The 20,678-nt window shown below is 54.7% G+C and carries 19 protein-coding genes; 2 read left to right on the top strand and 17 right to left on the bottom strand.

The features are described 5' to 3' along the window. Positions 1-9: 9 nt before the first annotated feature. From AC27KL_RS25215 to AC27KL_RS25170, 10 genes are all read right to left on the bottom strand, one after another. Positions 10-669, bottom strand: a complete 660-nt coding sequence (locus tag AC27KL_RS25215; RefSeq protein ID WP_487171507.1) for a nitrite reductase — start codon at positions 667-669, stop codon at positions 10-12. A 33-nt stretch (positions 670-702) separates the two neighbouring features. Further along, entirely contained in the window at positions 703-1,527 is an 825-nt protein-coding gene (locus AC27KL_RS25210; RefSeq protein WP_487171506.1) for a hypothetical protein, read from the bottom strand. A gap of 70 nt (positions 1,528-1,597) precedes the next feature. Further along, positions 1,598-4,030 (bottom strand): heavy metal translocating P-type ATPase, encoded by a 2,433-nt coding sequence (locus AC27KL_RS25205; RefSeq protein WP_487171505.1) that lies wholly within the window; start codon positions 4,028-4,030, stop codon positions 1,598-1,600. 192 nt (positions 4,031-4,222) lie between these two features. Continuing rightward, positions 4,223-4,552, bottom strand: coding sequence for a metal-sensitive transcriptional regulator (locus AC27KL_RS25200; protein WP_339325155.1), 330 nt, complete (start codon positions 4,550-4,552; stop codon positions 4,223-4,225). Positions 4,553-4,771: 219 nt separating this feature from the next. Then, positions 4,772-5,626: a YitT family protein gene (locus AC27KL_RS25195; RefSeq protein ID WP_487171504.1), complete on the bottom strand. Its 855-nt coding sequence runs from the start codon at positions 5,624-5,626 to the stop codon at positions 4,772-4,774. 54 nt (positions 5,627-5,680) lie between these two features. Continuing rightward, positions 5,681-6,901, bottom strand: a complete 1,221-nt coding sequence (locus AC27KL_RS25190) for a cation:proton antiporter (RefSeq protein ID WP_339320866.1) — start codon at positions 6,899-6,901, stop codon at positions 5,681-5,683. Positions 6,902-6,905: 4 nt separating this feature from the next. Beyond that, complete coding sequence (locus AC27KL_RS25185; protein WP_339325156.1) at positions 6,906-7,400, bottom strand: cation:proton antiporter regulatory subunit; 495 nt, start codon at positions 7,398-7,400, stop codon at positions 6,906-6,908. A gap of 195 nt (positions 7,401-7,595) precedes the next feature. After that, positions 7,596-7,949: a hypothetical protein gene (locus AC27KL_RS25180; RefSeq protein ID WP_487171503.1), complete on the bottom strand. Its 354-nt coding sequence runs from the start codon at positions 7,947-7,949 to the stop codon at positions 7,596-7,598. 188 nt (positions 7,950-8,137) lie between these two features. Then, complete coding sequence (gene cysI, locus AC27KL_RS25175) at positions 8,138-9,877, bottom strand: assimilatory sulfite reductase (NADPH) hemoprotein subunit (protein ID WP_487171502.1); 1,740 nt, start codon at positions 9,875-9,877, stop codon at positions 8,138-8,140. Positions 9,878-9,940: 63 nt separating this feature from the next. Next, the gene (locus tag AC27KL_RS25170) at positions 9,941-11,758 is read right to left on the bottom strand and encodes an assimilatory sulfite reductase (NADPH) flavoprotein subunit (RefSeq protein ID WP_487171501.1); all 1,818 of its coding nucleotides are present in this window, start codon (positions 11,756-11,758) and stop codon (positions 9,941-9,943) included. Between the two features lie 221 nt (positions 11,759-11,979). On the opposite strand from AC27KL_RS25170, the gene AC27KL_RS25165 reads away from it, so the two are divergent. Together AC27KL_RS25165 and AC27KL_RS25160 are read left to right on the top strand one after the other, a co-directional pair. Beyond that, the gene (locus AC27KL_RS25165) at positions 11,980-12,486 is read left to right on the top strand and encodes a DUF2243 domain-containing protein (protein ID WP_487171500.1); all 507 of its coding nucleotides are present in this window, start codon (positions 11,980-11,982) and stop codon (positions 12,484-12,486) included. Then, the gene (locus AC27KL_RS25160) at positions 12,483-13,283 is read left to right on the top strand and encodes a cytochrome c oxidase assembly protein (protein ID WP_487171499.1); all 801 of its coding nucleotides are present in this window, start codon (positions 12,483-12,485) and stop codon (positions 13,281-13,283) included. Before AC27KL_RS25165 ends, AC27KL_RS25160 begins: the two co-directional genes overlap by 4 nt. Before the next feature lie 58 nt (positions 13,284-13,341). Here AC27KL_RS25160 and AC27KL_RS25155 read toward each other — a convergent pair whose 3' ends face one another. The 7 genes from AC27KL_RS25155 to AC27KL_RS25125 all read right to left on the bottom strand — a co-directional run bounded on the left by AC27KL_RS25155 (position 13,342) and on the right by AC27KL_RS25125 (position 20,578). Further along, entirely contained in the window at positions 13,342-13,881 is a 540-nt protein-coding gene (locus tag AC27KL_RS25155; RefSeq protein WP_487171498.1) for a superoxide dismutase family protein, read from the bottom strand. Positions 13,882-14,010: 129 nt separating this feature from the next. Continuing rightward, positions 14,011-15,258, bottom strand: coding sequence for an MDR family MFS transporter (locus AC27KL_RS25150; protein WP_487171497.1), 1,248 nt, complete (start codon positions 15,256-15,258; stop codon positions 14,011-14,013). A gap of 159 nt (positions 15,259-15,417) precedes the next feature. Further along, the gene (locus AC27KL_RS25145) at positions 15,418-16,506 is read right to left on the bottom strand and encodes a Gfo/Idh/MocA family protein (protein ID WP_487171496.1); all 1,089 of its coding nucleotides are present in this window, start codon (positions 16,504-16,506) and stop codon (positions 15,418-15,420) included. A gap of 13 nt (positions 16,507-16,519) precedes the next feature. After that, complete coding sequence (locus tag AC27KL_RS25140) at positions 16,520-17,470, bottom strand: AraC family transcriptional regulator (protein ID WP_487171495.1); 951 nt, start codon at positions 17,468-17,470, stop codon at positions 16,520-16,522. Between the two features lie 46 nt (positions 17,471-17,516). Next, positions 17,517-18,518: a Gfo/Idh/MocA family protein gene (locus tag AC27KL_RS25135; RefSeq protein ID WP_487171494.1), complete on the bottom strand. Its 1,002-nt coding sequence runs from the start codon at positions 18,516-18,518 to the stop codon at positions 17,517-17,519. A 188-nt stretch (positions 18,519-18,706) separates the two neighbouring features. Next, positions 18,707-19,801 (bottom strand): Gfo/Idh/MocA family protein, encoded by a 1,095-nt coding sequence (locus tag AC27KL_RS25130; RefSeq protein WP_339320877.1) that lies wholly within the window; start codon positions 19,799-19,801, stop codon positions 18,707-18,709. A gap of 30 nt (positions 19,802-19,831) precedes the next feature. Beyond that, complete coding sequence (locus AC27KL_RS25125; protein ID WP_487171493.1) at positions 19,832-20,578, bottom strand: sugar phosphate isomerase/epimerase family protein; 747 nt, start codon at positions 20,576-20,578, stop codon at positions 19,832-19,834. Positions 20,579-20,678: the final 100 nt, after the last annotated feature.

The raw sequence follows: 20,678 nt of genomic DNA, 5'->3' as shown, positions 1-20,678 counted from the left end.
CACTCCTTGTCAGGCGTTTGGTGATACCGCAAATCCCGCGGCTTCCCGGATTTTTTCAAGCGTCATGCGGCGGACGAACTTGGCGAATTTTTCTTTTCCCTTGGCATTGGTCTTATAGAAGTCGATCACCTTCATGATCGCAGGGATGATCTGTTCTTCTTTCAGTCCTTCCGCTAACGGCTCGGCGATGGCGGTTTTGATTCCTTTCGGCTCTCCGCCCACATAAATGCTGAACGTGTCCTTCATTTTAACGACCCCGATGTCTTTCAGCAGCGGTTCGCTCGTGCCAAGGGCGCAGCCGGCATAAGCAACCTTGATCGGAACCGGCGCCGCCATTCCGGCGATCGCTTGATGAATGGCTTGGGCCGTCGCCAGCCCGGCGTCTTCGGCCCCTTTGCAAAATTGGCAGGCGATCAAACCCTTGACGACGGCTCCCGCGGGATACACTTGAAGTCCGGCCTGCTGCAGCTGCTCCGTCACCTTTTCTTTTTCCTCCGCCGCTATTTCAACGTAAATCTGCCGGAAAGGCGTGATTTCAATATGCGCTTCGGGGCCTGCAGCCGATGCAATCACCGTAAGCTGCTCCGGCGTAATGACGTTTCCGCCGACTTGGATCGGCGTGGATACGGCGATTTTCGTTTTCCCCGGCGTTTCTTTCGTCTCCATCATATTTGCTGCTCTCCCTTGCTATCCGCTTCGTTTTTATTTTGCTTCCACGACAAAAGGGACCGTCAAAACTTCGCCTTTGTGTTGAAATTGCCCCCAGATTTTATAGATGCCCGGATGCGGGAACATCGTTTTGAATTCGGCCGCCGGTCCCGTCGCTCCTTCATCCACGGGATGGACGTGAAGGTACTGTTCCGCATCGGCCGATAAGATGACCACGTGCCCGGCTGCGCCGAGGTATGGTTCCAGATCGTCGATGCCCTTCTTTGTATTCGCGTCGCGGACCGTGTAGGTTAACACGGTGTCGCTTTGCGCAAGATCGCTGCTGAGCGAAAGCTCAAACTCCCTGCCGTTCACTTCCCGTACCCTTTCGCTGTCCGGCACTAGCTTGCGGTGACCGGCAGGCGCGCCGTCCACCTCTACCCAGTCGCTCAAATTAACGGCAGCGTCGTCCTCCGTAACAAAATCGACGATCCATTTATATTTGCCGCCATCCGGGAAAGTCGTTCTGACCCTGAATATCCCATGGCCTTCATACTCGGGATGGACATGGGCAAAAAACGACAGGTCCTGGTTGACGATGATCAAATGGATCCGTTTTTCATGGCTTACTTTAAAGCGGCTTACCGGATTCCCGTCCCGATCCGTCGTTACGATTTGGATCTCCGTCTCCTCGCTGGCGTTTGGCGCGCCGTTCGGAAACTCCAAGCGCGCCTTATAATGCCCCGCCATGTTTTGGTGATGGCCGTGACCGCCGTGCTGATGGCCATGGGCTCCATGACTTTTATGCGCCCCGTTGCCGTGATGGTCATGCTGCTGATGCCGGCTGTTTTCATGATTCATGGCATGTTGTTCGCTCATCTTCAATCGCTCCTTTGTATTCGGATGGTTTGCATCATGGGAACTCGCTGCGAATCACGATTTATGCTTATCAGTGGCGGATTTTCACCCGCTGCAGCCGGAGCGCGTTCAGCACGACCGACACGGAACTAAGCGCCATCGCCGCACCCGCAATCCAAGGAGCAAGCAGGCCGAGAGCAGCCACCGGAATGCCCAGCGTATTGTACCCGAGTGCCCAGAACAGATTTTGCTTGATGTTGCCCATCGTTTTGCGGCTCATATAAATCGCGTCCGGAATGCTGGACAAATCTCCGCGCATCAGCGTGACGTCCGCGGCTTCCATGGCAACGTCGGTGCCTGTGCCGATCGCCATGCCGATATCCGCCGTCGCAAGCGCCGGAGCGTCATTGATGCCGTCGCCGACCATCGCCACTTTTTTGCCTTGGGCTTGCAGCTTTTTGACCTCTTCGGCTTTTCCTTCCGGAAGGACTTCGGCACGGACGTGATCGATGCCGACTTCCGCCGCGATGGCTTTGGCTGTCCGTTCGTTGTCGCCGGTGATCATGATGACTTCGATCCCCATGTCTTTCAAGCGCTGTACCGCTGCTTTGGATGTTTCCTTAATGGTATCCGCAACCGCGACCAAACCTGCATAGCGGTTGTCGATCGCGGCCAGCATCGCGGTTTTGCCGGATTCCTCCAGGCGGGACATCAACGCGTAAGCATGGGAAGCCTCTACGCCGTGTTTTTCCATCAATCTGCGCGTACCGACCAGCAGTTTTTTGCCTTCGACCTCCGCTTCGATGCCGTACCCCGGAATGGCCGCAAACGATTGCGTATCCGGCAGCTGAATGCCGCGTTCCTGAATTCCTGCGACGATCGCTTCTGCCAATGGATGCTCCGAGTTTTTCTCGGCGGCGCCGACGAGCCGGAGAAATTCCTGTTCGTCGCCTTCGGCCGCAACGTCGGTCAATTCCGGTTTGCCTTTGGTTACCGTACCGGTTTTATCCAGGATAATGGCGTCGATTTTATGCGTTTGCTCCAAATGTTCGCCGCCCTTGAAGAGAATGCCCAGCTCTGCGGCACGTCCCGAACCGGCCATAATCGATGTCGGCGTTGCGAGACCAAGGGCGCAAGGACATGCGATGACCAGGATCGCGATCGCTTTTTCCAGCGCTTCGGCGAAATTGCCGGGCGTCACGAAGAAATACCAGACAAGGAACGCCGCAATGGCGATGCCGACGACGATCGGAACGAAAATGCCGGATATGACGTCCACCACCCGCTGGATCGGCGCTTTCGATCCTTGGGCTTCTTCCACGACCTTAATGATCTGGGCCAGAGCCGTTTCTTTCCCGACCTTGGTGGCTTGAACGCGCAGGACGCCGTTTTTGTTCAGGGTCGCGCCGATGACGGCGTCCCCGGATTTTTTCTCGACAGGCAGGCTTTCGCCCGTCAGCATCGATTCGTCCACGGACGATTCGCCTTCGATGACGTTGCCGTCGACGGGGATTTTTTCGCCCGGACGGACCATTACGATATCGCCTGCGATCACTTCTTCCACCGGGAGAGTCATCTCCTGACCGTCGCGGATGACCCGGGCGGTTTTGGCCTGAAGCCCCATCAGCGATTTGATCGCTTCGGACGTCCGGCCTTTGGCAAGCACCTCGAACAGCTTACCCATGATGACGAGCGTGATCAAAATGGCGCTTGTTTCGTAATACATGTTCGGACCGTGGTGCAGGTTGGCGCCTTTTGCGTACCAGTCGATCGTCAGGTACAAGCTGTAGAAGTAGGCGGCCGATGTTCCCAAAGCAACGAGGACGTCCATGTTGGCACTGCCGTTGCGCAGCGCTTTATACGCCCCGACGTAAAACGGCCATCCGATGTAAAACTGTACCGGCGTCGCCAAAACCAATTGAAACCACGGATTCATGAACAGGTCCGGCAGGTAGATCCAAGAGGTAAACGAAAAGTGCGCAACCATCGCCCACAACAGCGGGATCGACAGAATGGCCGAAACGATCAATTTTCGTTTTTGCTTCCGGACCACCTGGTCCCGGGTATCCGCATGTTCTTCCTCATCGCTTTGCGCGACCGCTTTGTAGCCGAGCTGCTTCACTTTCGACTGCATATCCGCGACCGAAACCTCTGCCGGCGAATATTCTACCGTAGCGGTCTCCAGCGCAAAATTGACGGAAGCGTTCGATACGCCGGGCATCTTGTTCAGCCCTTTCTCGATCCGGTTGGCGCAAGCGGCGCAGGTCATGCCTTCGAGCTTGAACCGGGTGACTTCCTTGACGGTTCCGTAGCCCAGCTTTTTGATCGTCGCTTCGATGGCCTCATCGTTCACCTTATCCGAATCGTAGGTTACGGTTGCCCGTTCCAACGCAAAATTGACGTTGGCGGAGTCTACGCCCTCCATTTTGTTTAAGCCTTTTTCAATCCGGTTGGCGCAGGCTGCGCAGGTCATGCCGGTTATTTGTACGGTTTTCTGTTTTTGCTTTTTAAGAGCTGCTTCCAAAACCATCACTCCCTTACGTGCATCACGTTTAGTGTAACCATTTGAAAATCGTTGATTTACATTCGTTGTCGTTTCCCTTTCTTGACCTTAGTATACCCCACCACCCTATATTGAGTCAATACATTTTTACAATACCCCCCTAGCCTATTTTTGAAACATGTAAAAAGCCGCCTTGCGGCGGCTTGCGCTTTTTTACTTGATTAATTTATTCATCGTCGTCATCAATTCCGTGAGCACATCCTGATCGCCTTCCTGTATCCGCTGAACCACGCAGCTTTTCATGTGATGTTCGAGCAGCAATTTTCCAACGCCGTTCAAAGCGGATTGTACGGAGGCAATTTGGTTCAAAACGTCATCGCAATACGTATCTTTTTCAATCAACCCTTTAATGCCGCGGACCTGGCCTTCAATGCGGTTCAGGCGGCTGATCAAGCTGTTTTTCACCTTATCCGAATGATGGCTTTTCCGCTCCGAATGGTCTCCGGAGCACGCTTCGGCTTTTTCGTTCGTGTTTGGATCCATCATTTCCGGTACCGTATTCATGCATTCGCCTCCTTTACCCTAATAATACTATTATACTCGGCATGCCGCCGGATACAAACCGTTTCATGACGAAATATTGGCCTGCTCTTGCGTGAGAGCTCGTTTTGCTGCAAATAGGGCGGAAATCGCGTGACAAAAAGCAAAGAACCCTGAATCTCGTTTCAGAGTTCTTTGCCGTGACCGCAATAATCCTCCGGTTTACCGCCTGACCTCCCGGATGGCCCGGTTGATCCATAAAATTTCGGCTTTCGGATCCGAATGTCGGATGGCCGCTTTAAAACGGGGAATATCCAAAACATGGACGCTGTATTTCAAAACGAATCTCCGGTCCTCATCCCCATATCGTTCTTCGGATAGAACTTCTCCATCCATATTGATTCTCCGGCACACCTCATGGCGAAGTCGATCCGGCTTTGAAGCCATGACCCAGGCCGTTTTCCGAAAGCCCCACAACATCAAGGCCGATGTTTCGTAAGCCGCGATGCAGGCAAGGGCCGAATACAAGGTTCGTTCCCATCCCATCATCGCTCCTGCCAAGACAAGAACGGCTCCATGGCACAAAACAAACAAGCGCTTCGGGCCGAACGAAGCAGACGATCCGAATATCCTTGGCCGGATCCGGTCGCCTTTCTCCAGTCCAAGCGAATCCAGCAGCCCCCCGGATTTGACCGCAAGCCCGGCGCCGATGCCGAGACAAAACCCGCCCGCAAGCGCAGCAACGACCGGTTCGCCGCTAACCGCGGGGAAGGGCGCAAGCAGAAGCGCAGAACCCGAAAACGCAAGCAATCCGGGCAACACGCGGCGAAGCGCGGACGTTTTTCCCATGAACGCATACACCAGCAAAAGCGGAAGGTTGAACAGCAGCAGCAATACTCCGAAATGTCCTTCGGTTTGGAACGAAACGAGTGCCGAAATGCCCGTCATCCCGCCTGCAATCATGTCATGGGGATGCAAAAACAATTCCAGGCCGACCGATGCGACAATGCCGCCGACGACGGACTGCATCACCGCATTCCTGCGTAAACCGAAACAAAAGGAATTCTTCGAACGCATCATCTTCCCTCCTTCAAGACTGGGAACATCACGATCCGGTGGCATCCGCAAAGCTTAGAGCGCTTCTTCCTTCGGCGCCCGCCTGTCTTTGAATTTGAACCAACGATTCATAAACGCATAGACATGCGGCGATTGCTTGGTGAGAATCGGGCCGAGGATGGCCAAAATCAGGACGTAGATCGCAGAAAACGGCTGCAAAATATCCATCAGTCCACCGTCTTTCCCCAAATTGGCCAAAATGATGGAAAACTCCCCTCTCGATAAAATCGTGAGTCCGATATTCGCGGAGGCTTTCGGCGACAAATTCGCCGTACGGCCCGCAAGCATGCCTGCGCTGAAATTTCCGGCGAACGTAATGACGACGGCAGCCAGCGCAAGCCATACCGCATTTCCTCCCAGCGACATCGGATCGATGGATAAGCCGAAGCTGAAGAAAAAGACGGCTCCGAAAAAGTCGCGGAACGGCATGATCAAATGCTCGATCCGCTTGGCGTGCTCCGTCTCGGCAAGGACCAGACCGACGAGCAGCGCCCCGATCGCTTCCGCGACGTGAATGGTTTCGGAAAAACCGGCAATCAGAAACAACGCCCCGAAAATGACGAGCCCAAACAATTCATTCGAGCGGATGCGCAGCCACTTGTTCAGCAGCGGGACCGCTTTTCTTCCCAAAATGATGATCGTCAGCATAAAGCCAAGCGACACGAGGGCCGATAACAGGACGCCGCCGATCGAGCTGGAATCGCTTAACACAAAACCGGAAAGAATGGAAATGTATACCGCGAGGAAAATATCTTCGAACATCGTAATGCCCAGAATCATTTCCGTTTCCGGGTTGGCCGTCCTTTTCAGGTCGACCAGCACTTTCGCCACGATGGCGCTCGACGAAATCGTCGTAATGCCGGCAATGACAAGCGCTTCCGCCACAGGGAAACCGCCCAGAAATCCAAGCAGCAGCCCGAGCGTAAAGTTGATGCCGATATAAATCGAACCGCCGACCACGATCGACCGCCCCGACTTGACCAACCGTCCGACCGAAAATTCAAGCCCCAGATAAAAGAGCAGGAACAACACGCCGATTCTTCCCATAAAATCGATAAACGGCGCGCTGTCGATAAAGCGGAAATCGAAATGCCACAGTTCCGTCGCATGGGGGCCAACCGCCATGCCGATCAATATATAAAACGGAATGACCGAAAAACGGAGCTTCGCCGAGATCAGTCCTCCAAGCGCGATAAGTCCGAGCGCCAAACCGATTTCAAAGATCAAATGGTCCATCCGATCACCCGCTTCCGTTCATCAGGATTTGTTTGAACCGCTTCTGCTGCTCCCTTTCCCCTACCGCCACGACCGTGGCGTCGGCGCTGAGCACCGCGCCCGGACCGGGATTGACCAGCTTCCCTTTATTCTTATCGATCAGCGCGATCACCGACGCGCCGGAGTTTTGCCGGATATGGAGCTCGCCGATGGTTTTGCCGATGCAGCCGAAATGGGATTCGATCCGGTACCATTCGATCGTCAGATCGTCAAATGCCATTTCCACGCTTTCCAGCTGCTTCGGCTTATACACCATGCCTCCGATTAACGCAGCAAGCTGCCTGGCTTCCTGATCCTCCAGCGTCGCCACGAGCTTGCTCTGATCGTCATCCTCCCGCGAAAAATGGTACAGCTCCCGCCTTCCGTCGTCATGGATCACGATGACGATCCGGTCGCCGCTGGCCGTATCCATCTGATATTTCATCCCGATTCCAGGCAAAATAGATTCACGAATTTCCATCATATCATAGCCTCCTGAACGTTCGATATTTAGTTTGAGAAAATATTCACATAATTCGTAACCGAGCAAAATGTCTAGGATGCGGTTCTTTTTTTCAGCCGGAAAAATTCGTGGCGTAATCAAAGAAACGCATGAAAAACAGGATCATGCTTGCTATTGAGGGTATAGGAAATAAACCGTTCAATGGAAGGCGTGTTAACCCACGTAACTCGAGGTAAATTTGACGGGTAATAGCAGAAGGTATCTTTTGCGAATGGAAATGGTCGGACGAAAAGGCAGACGGGGTCTAGGAAAACGCAGCAGCAAAAGCAGCGGGATCACGAAAACGACCGGCAGTGCCGAGGCCAGCATGATCAATCGTTGCATCAAAGAGGGATTTTTGCGCAGGACGGGTTTCGTTTGCGGATCGACTCGGCCGTGGACCGTCTCGGTCTCGCTGTTGTAAGCAGTGGATACTTCTTCTTCGAAGGAAACGGGAAAGGCGAGCATCTGAATGCAGCCAAGCAGAACGATAAGCAGCATGCGAAGTCTTTTGGTCAGTGCCGGCATCCTATCCCTCCCTCTTGTGAAAATTTCATATATATCGATTTTACCATAAAAGACAGTGCCGTTTCAAACCACGGGAGCAAAAAGTCGCCAGAAATTTTCTAGGGTTTGTCCATCCGCGGCGACAGAAAAAAACCAATGACCCAAACGCGGAGCCATTGGTTGAATTGGTTATCATGTTACGCGACCCATTAGATCGTGACGCTGTTTTGCTCATGGAATTCCTGCCCGTCGCGGACCTCCTGCACGTAGCCGGCGCGAATGACAAAATCTCCAAAATGCTCCCCAGGCTCCCGATTTTCGGCGTATTGGGCCAGGATCGGACGGAGCGAATCGAGGATTTCCTTTTCCCCGATGTTTTCTTTGTACAGCTTGTTTAAACGGTCTCCGGCGAATCCGCCGCCCAGATACATGTTGTATTTGCCGGGAGCTTTGCCGATAAACGCGATTTCGGCCAAAGCCGGGCGGGCACAGCCGTTCGGACAGCCGGTCATGCGGATGACGATCTCTTCTTCGCCAAGTCCCGTTTCCGCAAGGATCTCTTCGATTTTGCCAAGCAGCGTAGGAAAATACCGTTCGGACTCGGACATAGCCAAGCCGCATGTCGGAAGGGCCACGCAAGCCATTGAGTTGCGGCGCAGCGCCGAAAAACGAACGCCGTCCATTAAACGGTACTGCTCGATCAAGGCATCGATTTTTTTCTTGCTTTGCGTTTTGACGTTGGCAATGATCAGGTTTTGGTTCGGCGTAATCCGGAAATCCCCGTTATGAACTTTGGCGATTTCCCGCAGGCCCGTCATCAGCGGGTAGTCTTCTTCGTCCTTCACGCGCCCGTTTTGGATAAACAACGTAAAATGCCAGCTGCCACCGCTGCCTTTCACCCAGCCGTACCGGTCCCCGTTGCTGTCGAAGCGGAACGGTCTGGCCTCTTCCAGCTTCCAGCCGAGGCGCGAAGTCAGCTCATCGATGAACCAGCCGATGCCGCGGTCATCGATCGTATATTTGAACCGGGCATGCTTCCGGACGGACCGGTCGCCATAATCGCGCTGGATCGTCACCGTTTTTTCGGCCACGTCGATCACCTGCTCCGGCGTGCAGAAGCCGATGACCTTGGAAACTTGCGGGTACGTCTTCGGATCGCCGTGCGTCATCCCCATCCCGCCGCCGACGGCGACGTTAAAGCCCGTCAAGCGGCCGTTTTCCACGATCGCGATAAAGCCCAGATCCTGCGAAAAGACGTCCACGTCATTGGAAGGCGGCACGGCGATGCCGATTTTGAATTTCCGCGGCAAATACACGCGTCCGTATATCGGTTCCTGCTCTTCCTCGTTCTGGCTTGAAGCGACCTTCTCACCGTCCAGCCAAATTTCGTGGTACGCCGTTGTTTTCGGATCCAGGTGGCGGCTGATGCGGCAAGCCCAGTCGTAAACTTCGGCATGGATTTCCGATTGGTGCGGATTCGGATTGCACATGACGTTGCGGTTGACGTCGCCGCAGGCGGCAAGCGTCGTCAGCAGCGTTTCGTTCACTTCGCGGATCGTGTTTTTCAAGTTCCATTTAAGGATGCCGTGAAACTGGATCGACTGGCGCGTCGTCAGGCGAATCGAACCGCTGGTATATTGCTGGGCGATGCGGTCCAGCACAAGCCATTGCTCCGGCGTGACCACGCCGCCCGAAGCCCGTACCCGCAGCATGAACTGGTAAGCGGGTTCGAGCTTTTGTTTCTGGCGTTCGTTGCGCAAATCCCGGTCGTCCTGCATATAACTGCCGTGGTGCTTCATCAGGCGGTTGTCATCCTCGGGAATCGATCCGGTAATCGGATCATTTAACGTTTCGGTCAGGCTGCCCCGCAAATAGTTGCTGCGGCGCTTAATATCTTCCACGTCGCTGTGCGGGGCGCTGTTTTTCGACAACAGATTATTTTCAGACATCTATCTCGCATCTCCTCTCACGTCTTGTCGTACTGGCTAGCAGGAGCCAAATCGCGCTCCCTGTCAGTACACATCCCTCTGATAACGTTTCTCCTGCTGCATCCGATGCAAATAGTCCGCTGCCTCCTCCTGGCTCAGGCCGCCCTCTTTCTCCAGGATTGCCGCGAGGGTGGCATGAACGTCATGAGCCATTTTCTTTTCGTCGCCGCAGACATACACGTATGCCCCTTCTTGAAGCCATTCGTAAAGCTCCCGGCTTTTTTCGAGCATGCGGTGCTGCACGTAGACTTTTTGATCGGTGTCCCGCGAGAAAGCCACGTCCATGCGGGTAAGCACCCCGTCTTTCAGCCAGCGCTGCCACTCGATTTGGTACAGGAAATCCGTGGCGAAATGCTGATCTCCATAGAAGAGCCAGGTTTTCCCCTCCGCGCCGGTCTCTTCGCGTTCGCTCAGAAAGGCCCGGAACGGAGCCACGCCCGTGCCCGGCCCGATCATGATGACCGGTGCGCCTGGATCCGCCGGAAGCTTGAAGTTCGGATTATGCTGAATGTAAACCGGCAGCGTATCACCGGGCTGAAGTCTTTCCGCAAGCTGCGTGGAGCATACCCCGTACCGGTCGCGGCCATACGCTTCATATTGAACCGCGCGCACCGTGATATGCACTTCGTCCGGCGTTGCCTTCGGGCTGCTGGAGATGGAGTACAGGCGTGCCGGCAGCTTGCGCAGTACGCTTGTAAAGCTGGCGGCCGGGATGCCCTTCAGCTGGTAATCCTGCACCAAATCAAGCAAATCCCTTTCCTCGATATATCGTTTGAGTTCTTGCTCATGCCCCGGTTCGACCAGCTCCTGAAGTCCCGGATTGGAGGTCAGTTCGGCGAACTGTTTGATCAAAGGTTTCGTCAGCACCGTAATTTCGTAATGCTGCAAAAGCGCTTTCCGCAGCGCAAGCAAATCCCCCTGCTTGTTGACCGTAATGGATTCTTCCGAGTTCCAGCCCATCGCCTCGATCAGATCATCGACTAGCTGGGGATGGTTTTCCGGATAGATGCCGAGACTGTCGCCCGGTTCATATTGGAGCCCGGAACCTTCCAGCGATATTTCCAGGTGCCGGGTTTCGCGGTCGGAGCCGCGTCCGTTCAGGTTGATGTTTTCGAGAATTTCGGCATGGAACGGATTGGTTCTCGAATATTCCGATTCGGTCTCGGTGAGAGCCGTGCCCGCGAGAGACGCGGCGGCGGAAGCCTGGGCGCTTCCCTCGCTCAATTTGCGGACGACGTCATCGATCCACCCGGCGGCCGCTTCATCGAAATCGACGTCGCAATCGACGCGCGGAACGATCCTGGTGCCGCCAAGCTCCTCCAGGCGCTGATCGAAATCTTTTCCCGTTTGGCAAAAAAATTCGTAAGAGGTGTCTCCGAGCGCCAGAACGGAAAACGAGACGCCTTCCAGCTTCGGCGCGCGTTTGCCAAGCAAAAATTCATGGAAGGAAATGGCGTTGTCCGGCGGCTCTCCTTCGCCGTGCGTGCTGACCACGATGAGCAGGTTCTGGACCTTTTTCAAATTAGCGGGTTTAAAATCGCTCATGGATGACAGCGTGACGTTCACTCCCTGCTCGGACAGCTTTTTGGACAATTTTTTGGCAAGTCCGCTGCAATTGCCCGTCTGCGAACCAAAAAGGATGGTTGCTTCCTTGGCGGGGATCGCCGCGCCGGGCGCCCCGGTCTGCGGCTGCGCCGCCAGCGCGATGCCTCCCGTGCCCTGCAGCGCCGTCAAATAACCGCTCAGCCAGCTGGCCTGCGCCCCTGTAAGCGTCGGCAGCAGCTGGTTCAATAGCTTTGTCTGCTCTTCATTAAATGGACTGTTTGATACTTGAAGCTCCAACCCTATCCCACCTCGCGTCGTTATCAATGCTTGAATTAATTCCGAGTAAATCTATCCACTTAATTCATACTTCCTTGAATCTATCACAGGCCGGGCATGAGGTCAACGAAGAATTTTCAGCTTTTTGCCAAAATTTCAGGATCATGGCGCGGAGCGTCTGACAGATGCTTTTCGTGGAAATAATGATACGACGAACGAGAAAACAAAAGGGGTTTATAGCGATGAATCTCAACCATGCCAAGCCGAACGGATCGAATGGCGCTTCGGCTGCCTTCCGCTTCCGCAGCATCGGCTCCGGCGCTTTGTTCGGTCTCGGTTTCGTCGCTTTTATCGACGAAACCGTATTTCATCAGCTGCTGCATTGGCATCATTTTTACGATAAATCGACGACGGGAGTCGGGCTCGTATCGGACGGGCTGTTCCACGCGTTTAGCTGGTTCGCGACGCTGGCCGCCTTTTTTATGCTCTCCGATCTTCGCCGCAAAAACGGGCTGTACGCCAAATCCTGGTGGGGCGGCATGCTCGCGGGCGGAGGCGCTTTCCAATTGTACGACGGCATCATCCAGCATAAGCTGATGGAGATTCACCAGATCCGCTACAACGTGGACGTGCTTCCCTATGACGTGGCTTGGAACGTAATCGCGGCGGCCATGATCGCGGCCGGCATCCTCTTGATCCGGAGCGGCAAACGATCCCGAGCCGCAAGGAACGGCGGAAAACGGCCATGAGCATGGACGGTCCCACGCTGAATCACGGGGCCGCCGGCGTTTGGGCTGCCTGCATTCTGGCGGCGGGGATGGCGGGCCTCGCCATCTTTTATGCCCTGGCCTTTATCCGGTCCCATCGACGGGGAAGGAGATGGCCGCCGTATCGGCTGATCCTCTGGTTGTCCGGCGCTTCCACCGCCATCGTCGGGATCTTCGCATCTTCTCCGGCGCACGCCCATTCCGGCTTCGTTGCCCATATGATCAGCCATCTCCTCTTCGGCATGCTGGCTCCGCTGCTGATGGCGCTGGCGCGGCCCGTCACGCTTTTGCTGCGTGCCCTTGACGTCACCCGTGCGCGGAAGCTTGCAATCTTGCTGAAAATGCCTCCGCTGCGATTCGTCACCCACCCCGCCGTTGCCGGAATTTTGAATATAGGCGGGCTTTGGCTGCTTTACGCGACGGATGTATTCGGCAAAATGCACGCCAACCTGTTTTGCTATTTGGCCGTTCATGGACATCTCTTTATCGCCGGGTATGTATTTTCCTCCGCCATCCTCAGCAACGAACCGAACCCGCATCCAAGCAGCCATGTTTTCAGGGCGTTGATCCTTATCCTGGCGCTGGCCGGGCACAGCATCCTGTCCAAATACGTTTATGCCCATCCCCCAGCAGGCGTTCCCGCGTCCGAAGCCGAAGCTGGCGCCATGCTGATGTATTACGGCGGGGATGCCGTCGAGGCGGTGCTCATCTTTTTCTTTTGCCGGACATGGTACGTTGCCGTGCGGCCCCGGCCCCGTCTTCCGCAGGTCAAAGGTTGAGGCAAACAAAAAGACAGCCGAACTGGTCGGCTGCCTTTTTTCTATTCTGCGCTTCAAACTAGCGGATGACCGAGCAGGCAATGCGCGCGCCGGAATTCCCCGACGGGTCCGTCACGTAGTCGTCCGCTTTTTCGTGAATCATCAAGGTAGTGCCCCCCGGTTTGAACAGCGAGTTCGGCGCGCCCTTTTTCAGCGTTACCGTCTTGCTCTCCAGGTCGGCCACGACGCTTCCGTCTTCATTGACGCGGATGTTCAGCAGGTCGCCCGCATGAAACCCTTGCGGGTTTTTGAAGCCATGCTGCTTGCCTTGCGGATTAAAATGCGCTCCCGCGGTCGTGAAGTCCGGCGGATCGCATTTTCCGTTTTCATGGAAGTGAATTCCGTGCTCCCCCGGGGGCAAGTTTTTCGCTTCGACGTGAATTTGCACCGCATCGGCTTTTTGCGTGATCACCGCCGTGCCCACTTCCGCCCCTTTGGAATCGATGATTTTCGTTTTCACTTGCATTTCTTCCGAGTGGGCCCATGCGGACGGGCTCATCGGCGCAGCCCCGAATACGAGTGTGCTCAGTACGCTCAGGCAGATCGCTTGTTTTTTCATTGTGCCTATTCTTCCTCCTGTAGATGTGTTTCGGTACCTGTTCACAGGTTGTCCTTTTTGCAGGAAAAAGATAACACCGATCCGCTCAAAAAATGGCGCGGACGTTTCCACGATCATCCACCGGCAATTTTACTCGGCAGGTTTGGGCTTGGGAAGAATGCGAAACAGCACGACATACAACGCAACGCTTGCCAGCGTGCAGAAAAAGATGAACCCGAAGACCCCAAGCGGCGGGAGCCAAGTCGAAAGGAAAATCGTCGCCGGAGCGATAAAACGGCCCAAGGAATACTGAAGGTTGGATGCTCCCATGTACCGGCCTCTTGCGTCCGCAGGCGCGTATTTGCTGATGAAGCTTTCCGTAACGGGCGATCGGGACACTTCCCCCACCGTCATGATGACGACAAAAACAAGCAGCAGCCATACGTTCGTGGTAAAACCCATGAGAAACATCCCGAGACCAAACAGCACCGAGGATAAAATGAACACGTTTCGATCGCTCCAATTCTCGAACACTTTGGTGACCGGCACCGCCAACAGCAAGAACAACAAACCGTTAAGCCCGATCATCAAACCGAAAATTCCGGTGCTGTCCAGGGAATGCGACCAGCTCCCGAACGAGAACAGCGGCTGTGCAGGCACGTATTCTTTGACGTACACCGCAAGATACATGTCCAGCTGCATAAAAGCGATGGTGACCATCACCCCCGCAATGATATACACCGCAAAGGGCAAATCCTTGAAAATAAGGCCGTAATTGCGGAACTGCCGTACGATCAGCGAGCCCATATTCCCTTTCTCGTTCGCGAGTTCCGCCGATTTCGGCAGCGTTTCGCGTATCTTCCAATAGATCGTCAAAAAGTACAGGAACGTGACCAGCGTGCAGGTCCACAGCAGTTCGGTGCGATGATGGATGAAAAAGACGGAACCGATCGCCGGGCCAAACACCGCGCCGATGTTCCTGCCGGTCACGAACGTCGCAAACACCATTCGCCGGTCCTTTTCCGGCGTGACGTCCGCAACCATTGCCGAGCTGGCCGGCGTAAAAATCGAACCCCCGAGCCCTACCCCGATATACGCAACATAATCGAGCCAGCGGGAAGGGGATAATGCAAAAATCGCAAACATCACGGATTGAAGGATCGATCCCAAAAGCATCGCGGGGCGCCGGCCCAGCCGATCGGCCAAAAACCCCCCGAAAAGCCCGGCGAACATCCCGACGAGCGGCGGCACCATCATCAGCATGCTGGCGACGGATTTGCCGAAAGCTTCGCTGAAGTAAAGCGCCATGAACGGAAAATACATCCAAAAGAGCATGTTAAACAGGGAATCCCCAATCAGCCTGATCTTCAGGTTGAGGTCCCATTTGAGCCAAAGCATTGGAAATGTCCTCCTGGAATACGATTTGGAGTGAGATGTTGGGAAATAAGGAAGGAGTTTAAATATACCATAAATTCTCAGGATGACAAGAACATTGGATAAAAAAAGTCCGCGAAACCTGATGGGTCAGGCTGCGGACTGCGGTTTCGGACGCCGGAATTAACCGATGTCCGGAATATGGATTTCGACTTCCCTTTTCGTTTGCGAAGACCGCAAAATGCCGTCCAGGATCGCCTGGTTGCGCAAAATCTGCTCGCCCGGGATCGGCGCCGGCCCTCCTTCGCGGAGCGCGCGTACGAAATCTTTGATTTTTTCCTCGAACACGCTTAGTTTATGGTCGATCAGCGGTATGATGCTTTCGGTATGATGGCCTTGGATATCATGGAATATGGATACCGCGCCGACGTTGCCGTCCCATACGCCTCCCCATGGGCCTCTGCTGCCCGGAAGCACCTTCATCCCCGCATCCGTTCCGAGGAACATGGTGGCGCCGAGCGTATCCATGTGCATCGCCCAGGAGGTTTTAAAGTTCAGCACGAGGTCGTTTTCAAACCGGACGATCGCAACGCCGAAGTCTTCGACGTCGAAGCGGGCCGCCTCCGGATGATATTTCGGGTTCGTGCCGAAATAGTTCGACGTGTAAGCCGACACCGTCAGCGGTTTGGGATACCCGAGCGTATTTAAAGCCAGATCGAGCGAATAACAGCCGATATCGGCCATGGCCCCGGCTCCCGCGATCTCCTGGCGGATGAACGTACCGCCCGGCATGCCGCGGCGGCGTCCACCGCCGGTTTCTACATAATAAACTTTGCCGAGCTGGCCCTTCTGCACCAAATCCTTGATCAGTCCCATATTCGGGTCGTAACGCGGCTGAAAACCGATGTTCAGCATATTTCCGGTTTGCTTTGCGACCTGCACCATTTCGACGGCCTGTTCGAGCGTGACCGACATCGGCTTTTCCAGCATGACATGTTTGCCGGCGCGCAGCGAATCGATCGTCGTCTGGTAATGGGCGACGTTCGGCGTGCAAATGCTTACGCCGTCAAGTTCCATTTCCAGCATCTTGCGGTGATCGTCAAAGCCTTTGGCCTGCTGCAAATCCCAGCGCTTGATGAACTCTTCCGCCCGTCCCGGCAAAATGTCGGCCACGCCGACGATTTCCACGTCTTCGATGCGTTTATAAGCGCGGACATGCTCGCCGGCAATGCCGCCGCTTCCGATAATCCCAATCCGATAAATCTTTCCCACGAAAGCCATCCCCCTATATTTTCGCGTGTGTCATCCGATATTCCGTCGGCGTCATCCCGAATCTTTTTTTGAATACCGTATGCAAGTAGCTGCCGCTCGAAAACCCTTCCAGGCCGGCAATGACGTCGATCGGATCCTTCGTTTCCGTCAGCCGTTTGCAGATCGATTTCAGACGAAAGTCCTCCAAAATCTCGCTGAACGAGCGGCCGTCGCCAAGATCCCTGAGGATCCGCTGCAGCTGTCTGCTGCTGATATGCAGCTTGTCGGCAACGTCGTCCAAGACGATCTCCCCCGCCGAATTGGCTTCGATGTATTCCATGGCCAGCTGGTACCGGTAAGCCTTCATGTCCCTTGCCGGCAGCAGCGCCTCCATCGGCTCCGATTCGTAAGCCCTGACCGCGCGCAGCAAAATTTGGATGACGCTGTGTTTGATCGTCGTATACAGCCCGGCATATTTCATATGGGCCGCCTGATAAGCCTCCAGGAAATAAGGCATGGCCCGATGAACGTCCATGACCGGTTTGAGCTGTAATGTTTTAAGCTTTTCCATGCAATCCTGGGCTTCGGAGATTTCCCACGGATCAGCGGCATGGCGGGTGCGTCTGCCCTGGCCCTTTTCTTTTTCCGCCAGGTTGACGATATCGACATGGAGGCAAAGCTCATCCATTGCTTCCTCGGCATCCGCCTCCTGGTAATGCATTACGCCCGGTCCCGTCAAATAAAACATGCCCTCGCGCAGCGTGAACGGCTCCTGTTCCAGGATGACCATCCCTTTGCCGCGCGGAATAAAATGAAACTCGTATTCGGCGTGCTTGTGAAAAGACACCATTTTCCCCGGGGGAAACGTAATGAGGTGAAATCGCAGGACGCGAATCTCATAGTTCCCCCAATACACTTTCAGATCCAGCCGTTCCAGAGCGTCTGCGCGCTCCGTCATCATTTCATACGGAAAGTTGTTCATCATGAAGCACAGTCCTTGATTCCATATATTTTATTTCGGCACCTGAAATTTAAGCTTGAAGATCGGATATACGAATGCCGCGATGCTCGCGCGCCGATTGGTTCGCCGCCTCCATCAGTTTCGTCAATTCAAGGGCATACGCCACGTTCTCGTCGGCCGTCGTGTCGTTCTGGATATGGCCGACCCATTGCTGGAACGCGCTTTCACGCGGCCCCGGCACCGGAAGCTCTACCCAACCGTCGCGGTATTCGCTTTTCTGCGTCGTACGGATGAGAAGCTTTTCCTCAGGCGTGCCGTAGAGCAGCGTGCCGTCCGTGCCGTGAATTTCGATGCAGAACGGAGAGAAGCTGTTCACGAAGCCCGCTTCCACGATCCCGACCGCCCCGGACGGCGTGGACAGCGTCGCTACCGCGTTATCCTCGACTTCTTTGCCCGTAACGTAACCGTATTCCGCTTTTACCTCGACAGGCTCCTGCTGCAGGAACAAACGCGTCAAATACATCGGATGGCAGCCCAGATCGATGAGCGCTCCGCCGTATGTATCTTCCAGCTTGTAAAAATGGTCCGGCAGCCAGCCCGCAGTAGACCCGTTGTGGGACAAACGGACGCGTACCAACGTCACTTTTCCGAGGAGCTCCTGGTCGAGAATTTCGCGGATCGCCAGCGTGTACCCGTCATTCAGACGCGGCAGCGAAACCGTCAGCTTCACGTTATGGCGCTTGACCGCCTCCAAAATCTCGTTTGCTTCATGCAGGGTCGGCGCCAGCACTTTTTCCGTGAAAATATGCTTGCCGGCGGCTGCCGCCTTGAGCATCACGTCGCGGTGCATCCGCGTCGGAGCGTCCACGATCACGCCGTCGATGTCGTCGCGGCCGAGCATTTCGTCGAGGGATTCATGGAAGTCCACGCCTTGCTTGTCTGCGGCTTCCTTGCCCCGCTGCGGGTTTTCGTCCCAAACCGCGACGATTTCCGTGTCAGGATGCTCCTGGGCTTGTTTCGTATAATCCCAAGCATGCACGTGCCAATAGCTAATTTTACCTATTCTGATCATGTTCAGCCACCCCAATGTTTAATTTAAGGACATCATGCCATTAATCTATCACAGGAAATACCGACAATACAGTGTAACATTGCGACAATAAGCTTCAATATTGCGACATTGCGACGCAACGGCCAGGCCGTCCCGACGACAAAAAGCCCACTCTCTCTTTGATAAAAGGGTGAGCTTTTCCTATGAACCTATTTAAAATAGACCGTTTTGCCCGTGCGCGCGGATTCGTAGATCGCTTCCAGCACCTCGGTGACGACCAATGCCTGCTCCGGTTTCACCATCGGTTCGGTATCGTTTAGGATGCTGTCGATCCAAAGCCGGCATTCCCTTGCGGCCTGGCTCTCCGACTTGCCGTCGAAATAAGCGACGCCGCCCGTGTTCAGCTCCGGCAGCTTGGTGTACAAATGGCCCATCTCTTCGCCGTTGATCCGCAGCCCGTCGCGCATGTCCGCGCCCGCTTCGGTCCCGCACAGCGTCGCCTTCGCTTCGCCGACGTCCAGCGTATTCAGCGCCCAGCTCGATTCGAGGATGACGGTGGCCCCGTTTTCCATCGTGATGAATCCGAATGCCGAATCTTCGACGGTAAACTGCTCGGGATCCCACGGACCAAACGCGTTGGCAGCGTCTTTTTTGCTGCCGAGCTTATGGTATACGTTTCCGACGACGCTTTTGACCTTGTAGTTATCCATCAGCCAAAGCGTCAAATCGAGCGCATGCGTCCCGATGTCGATGAGCGGGCCTCCGCCTTGCTCCTCTTCGTTCAGGAACACGCCCCATGTCGGAACGGCGCGTCTGCGGATGGCATGGGCCTTCGCGAAATAGACGTCGCCCAAATCTCCGCGTTCGCAGATTTTTTTGAGAAGCAGCGAATCCGGACGGTAACGGTTGTCATATCCGATCGTCAGCTTTTTGCCCGTGCGTTTGGCCGTTTCCAGCATCGCTCTGGCTTCCTCCGAAGTTTTCGCCATCGGCTTTTCGCACATCACGTGTTTGCCGGCTTCCAGCGCAGCGATGGTAATGAACGAGTGGGACTTGTTCGGCGTGCAGACATGGACCAGGTCGATGCTTTCGTCCTTTAACAGTTCCTTGTAATCCGTATAAATCGCGATGTCTTCCCTGCCGATTTTTTTGGCGGATTCGACCGCCCGCTCTTCGATGATGTCGCAGAACGCCACCAGTTCCACGTTTTTGTTCGCGTTCAAATTCGGTATATGTTTGCCGTTTGCGATGCCGCCGCAGCCGATCACGCCGACGCGGAGCGTTTTTTGTTCCTTAACCGCCATAACCCGAGTCATCTCCTTCTGATTCATAATTTATAATATTTGTCGAAGGTATGAGAGGCTCGCCTTGATGCTTTCAAGCTGAGGCATCTCGAACTCCTCTTGTTCCACCGTGTACCACTGCACGCCGTAACGTTTGCCCGTTTCGACGATCGCCTTGAAATCCATGATGCCGGACCCGATTTCCGTGTTCCGCTTGTCCTGCCGGCTTTTCATGTCCTTGATATGCAGCACCGAGCATCGTTCTTTCAGCGATTCGATCCAATCAACGGAACGGAATCCCGCCGCCTCCGCCCAATACGTATCCAGCTCGAAAAACAAATAGTCGGGATCCGTGTGCCGGGCAAGCAGTTCGATGCCGGTGAGTCCGTCGAACTTCTCGAATTCGACCGCGTGGTTATGGTAGCCGAACCGAAGTCCCTGCTCCTTGCAGCGCTCCCCGATCCGGTTGAAGGCTTCCGCTGTTCGTTTGTAGCTGTCGGCGCTGCTGCGCATCTCCTCGGGAAGGCCCGGGCAAATAATGTAAGGGCTTTCGATCGTCAGCGAGTATTCGATTGTCCGGTCAAGATCGTCCTGCAGGTCGGAAATGCCGATGTGGCTTCCGGCGGCCCGGAGACCGTGAGCATCCAGCGCTTTTTTCAGTTCCGAAGCAGAGGTGCCGAAATAACCCGCGAACTCGACGCCGTCATAACCGATTTCCGCCACTTTGGAAAGCGTTCCCAAAAAATCGGCGCTTGTCAGTTCTTTAATGGAATACAGTTGAAGTGCTATATTTTCCACCGTCTTGCCTCCTCTGTGTCTCAATTCAAGGTAAGGATACCAAAATCGGCAGATTCGTTATACAATGAACCTATTCAAAAATATAAAATTTTTGTCATGG

The organism is Paenibacillus sp. YAE3, assembly GCF_057546105.1.
The sequence above is the reverse complement of the archived record's forward strand: the minus strand, read 5'-3'. Positions and strand labels throughout refer to the sequence as shown.

Excerpts from the sequence above, each read along its gene's own strand:
- AC27KL_RS25215 (WP_487171507.1), bottom strand. The coding sequence starts at position 669 with ATGATGGAGACGAAAGAAACGCCGGGGAAAACGAAAATCGCCGTATCC.
- AC27KL_RS25210 (WP_487171506.1), bottom strand. The coding sequence starts at position 1,527 with ATGAGCGAACAACATGCCATGAATCATGAAAACAGCCGGCATCAGCAG.
- AC27KL_RS25200 (WP_339325155.1), bottom strand. The coding sequence starts at position 4,552 with ATGGATCCAAACACGAACGAAAAAGCCGAAGCGTGCTCCGGAGACCAT.
- AC27KL_RS25195 (WP_487171504.1), bottom strand. The coding sequence starts at position 5,626 with ATGCGTTCGAAGAATTCCTTTTGTTTCGGTTTACGCAGGAATGCGGTG.
- AC27KL_RS25190 (WP_339320866.1), bottom strand. The coding sequence starts at position 6,901 with ATGGACCATTTGATCTTTGAAATCGGTTTGGCGCTCGGACTTATCGCG.
- AC27KL_RS25185 (WP_339325156.1), bottom strand. The coding sequence starts at position 7,400 with ATGGAAATTCGTGAATCTATTTTGCCTGGAATCGGGATGAAATATCAG.
- AC27KL_RS25180 (WP_487171503.1), bottom strand. The coding sequence starts at position 7,949 with ATGCCGGCACTGACCAAAAGACTTCGCATGCTGCTTATCGTTCTGCTT.
- cysI (WP_487171502.1), bottom strand. The coding sequence starts at position 9,877 with ATGTCTGAAAATAATCTGTTGTCGAAAAACAGCGCCCCGCACAGCGAC.
- AC27KL_RS25165 (WP_487171500.1), top strand. The coding sequence starts at position 11,980 with ATGAATCTCAACCATGCCAAGCCGAACGGATCGAATGGCGCTTCGGCT.
- AC27KL_RS25160 (WP_487171499.1), top strand. The coding sequence starts at position 12,483 with ATGAGCATGGACGGTCCCACGCTGAATCACGGGGCCGCCGGCGTTTGG.
- AC27KL_RS25155 (WP_487171498.1), bottom strand. The coding sequence starts at position 13,881 with ATGAAAAAACAAGCGATCTGCCTGAGCGTACTGAGCACACTCGTATTC.
- AC27KL_RS25150 (WP_487171497.1), bottom strand. The coding sequence starts at position 15,258 with ATGCTTTGGCTCAAATGGGACCTCAACCTGAAGATCAGGCTGATTGGG.
- AC27KL_RS25140 (WP_487171495.1), bottom strand. The coding sequence starts at position 17,470 with ATGATGAACAACTTTCCGTATGAAATGATGACGGAGCGCGCAGACGCT.
- AC27KL_RS25135 (WP_487171494.1), bottom strand. The coding sequence starts at position 18,518 with ATGATCAGAATAGGTAAAATTAGCTATTGGCACGTGCATGCTTGGGAT.
- AC27KL_RS25130 (WP_339320877.1), bottom strand. The coding sequence starts at position 19,801 with ATGGCGGTTAAGGAACAAAAAACGCTCCGCGTCGGCGTGATCGGCTGC.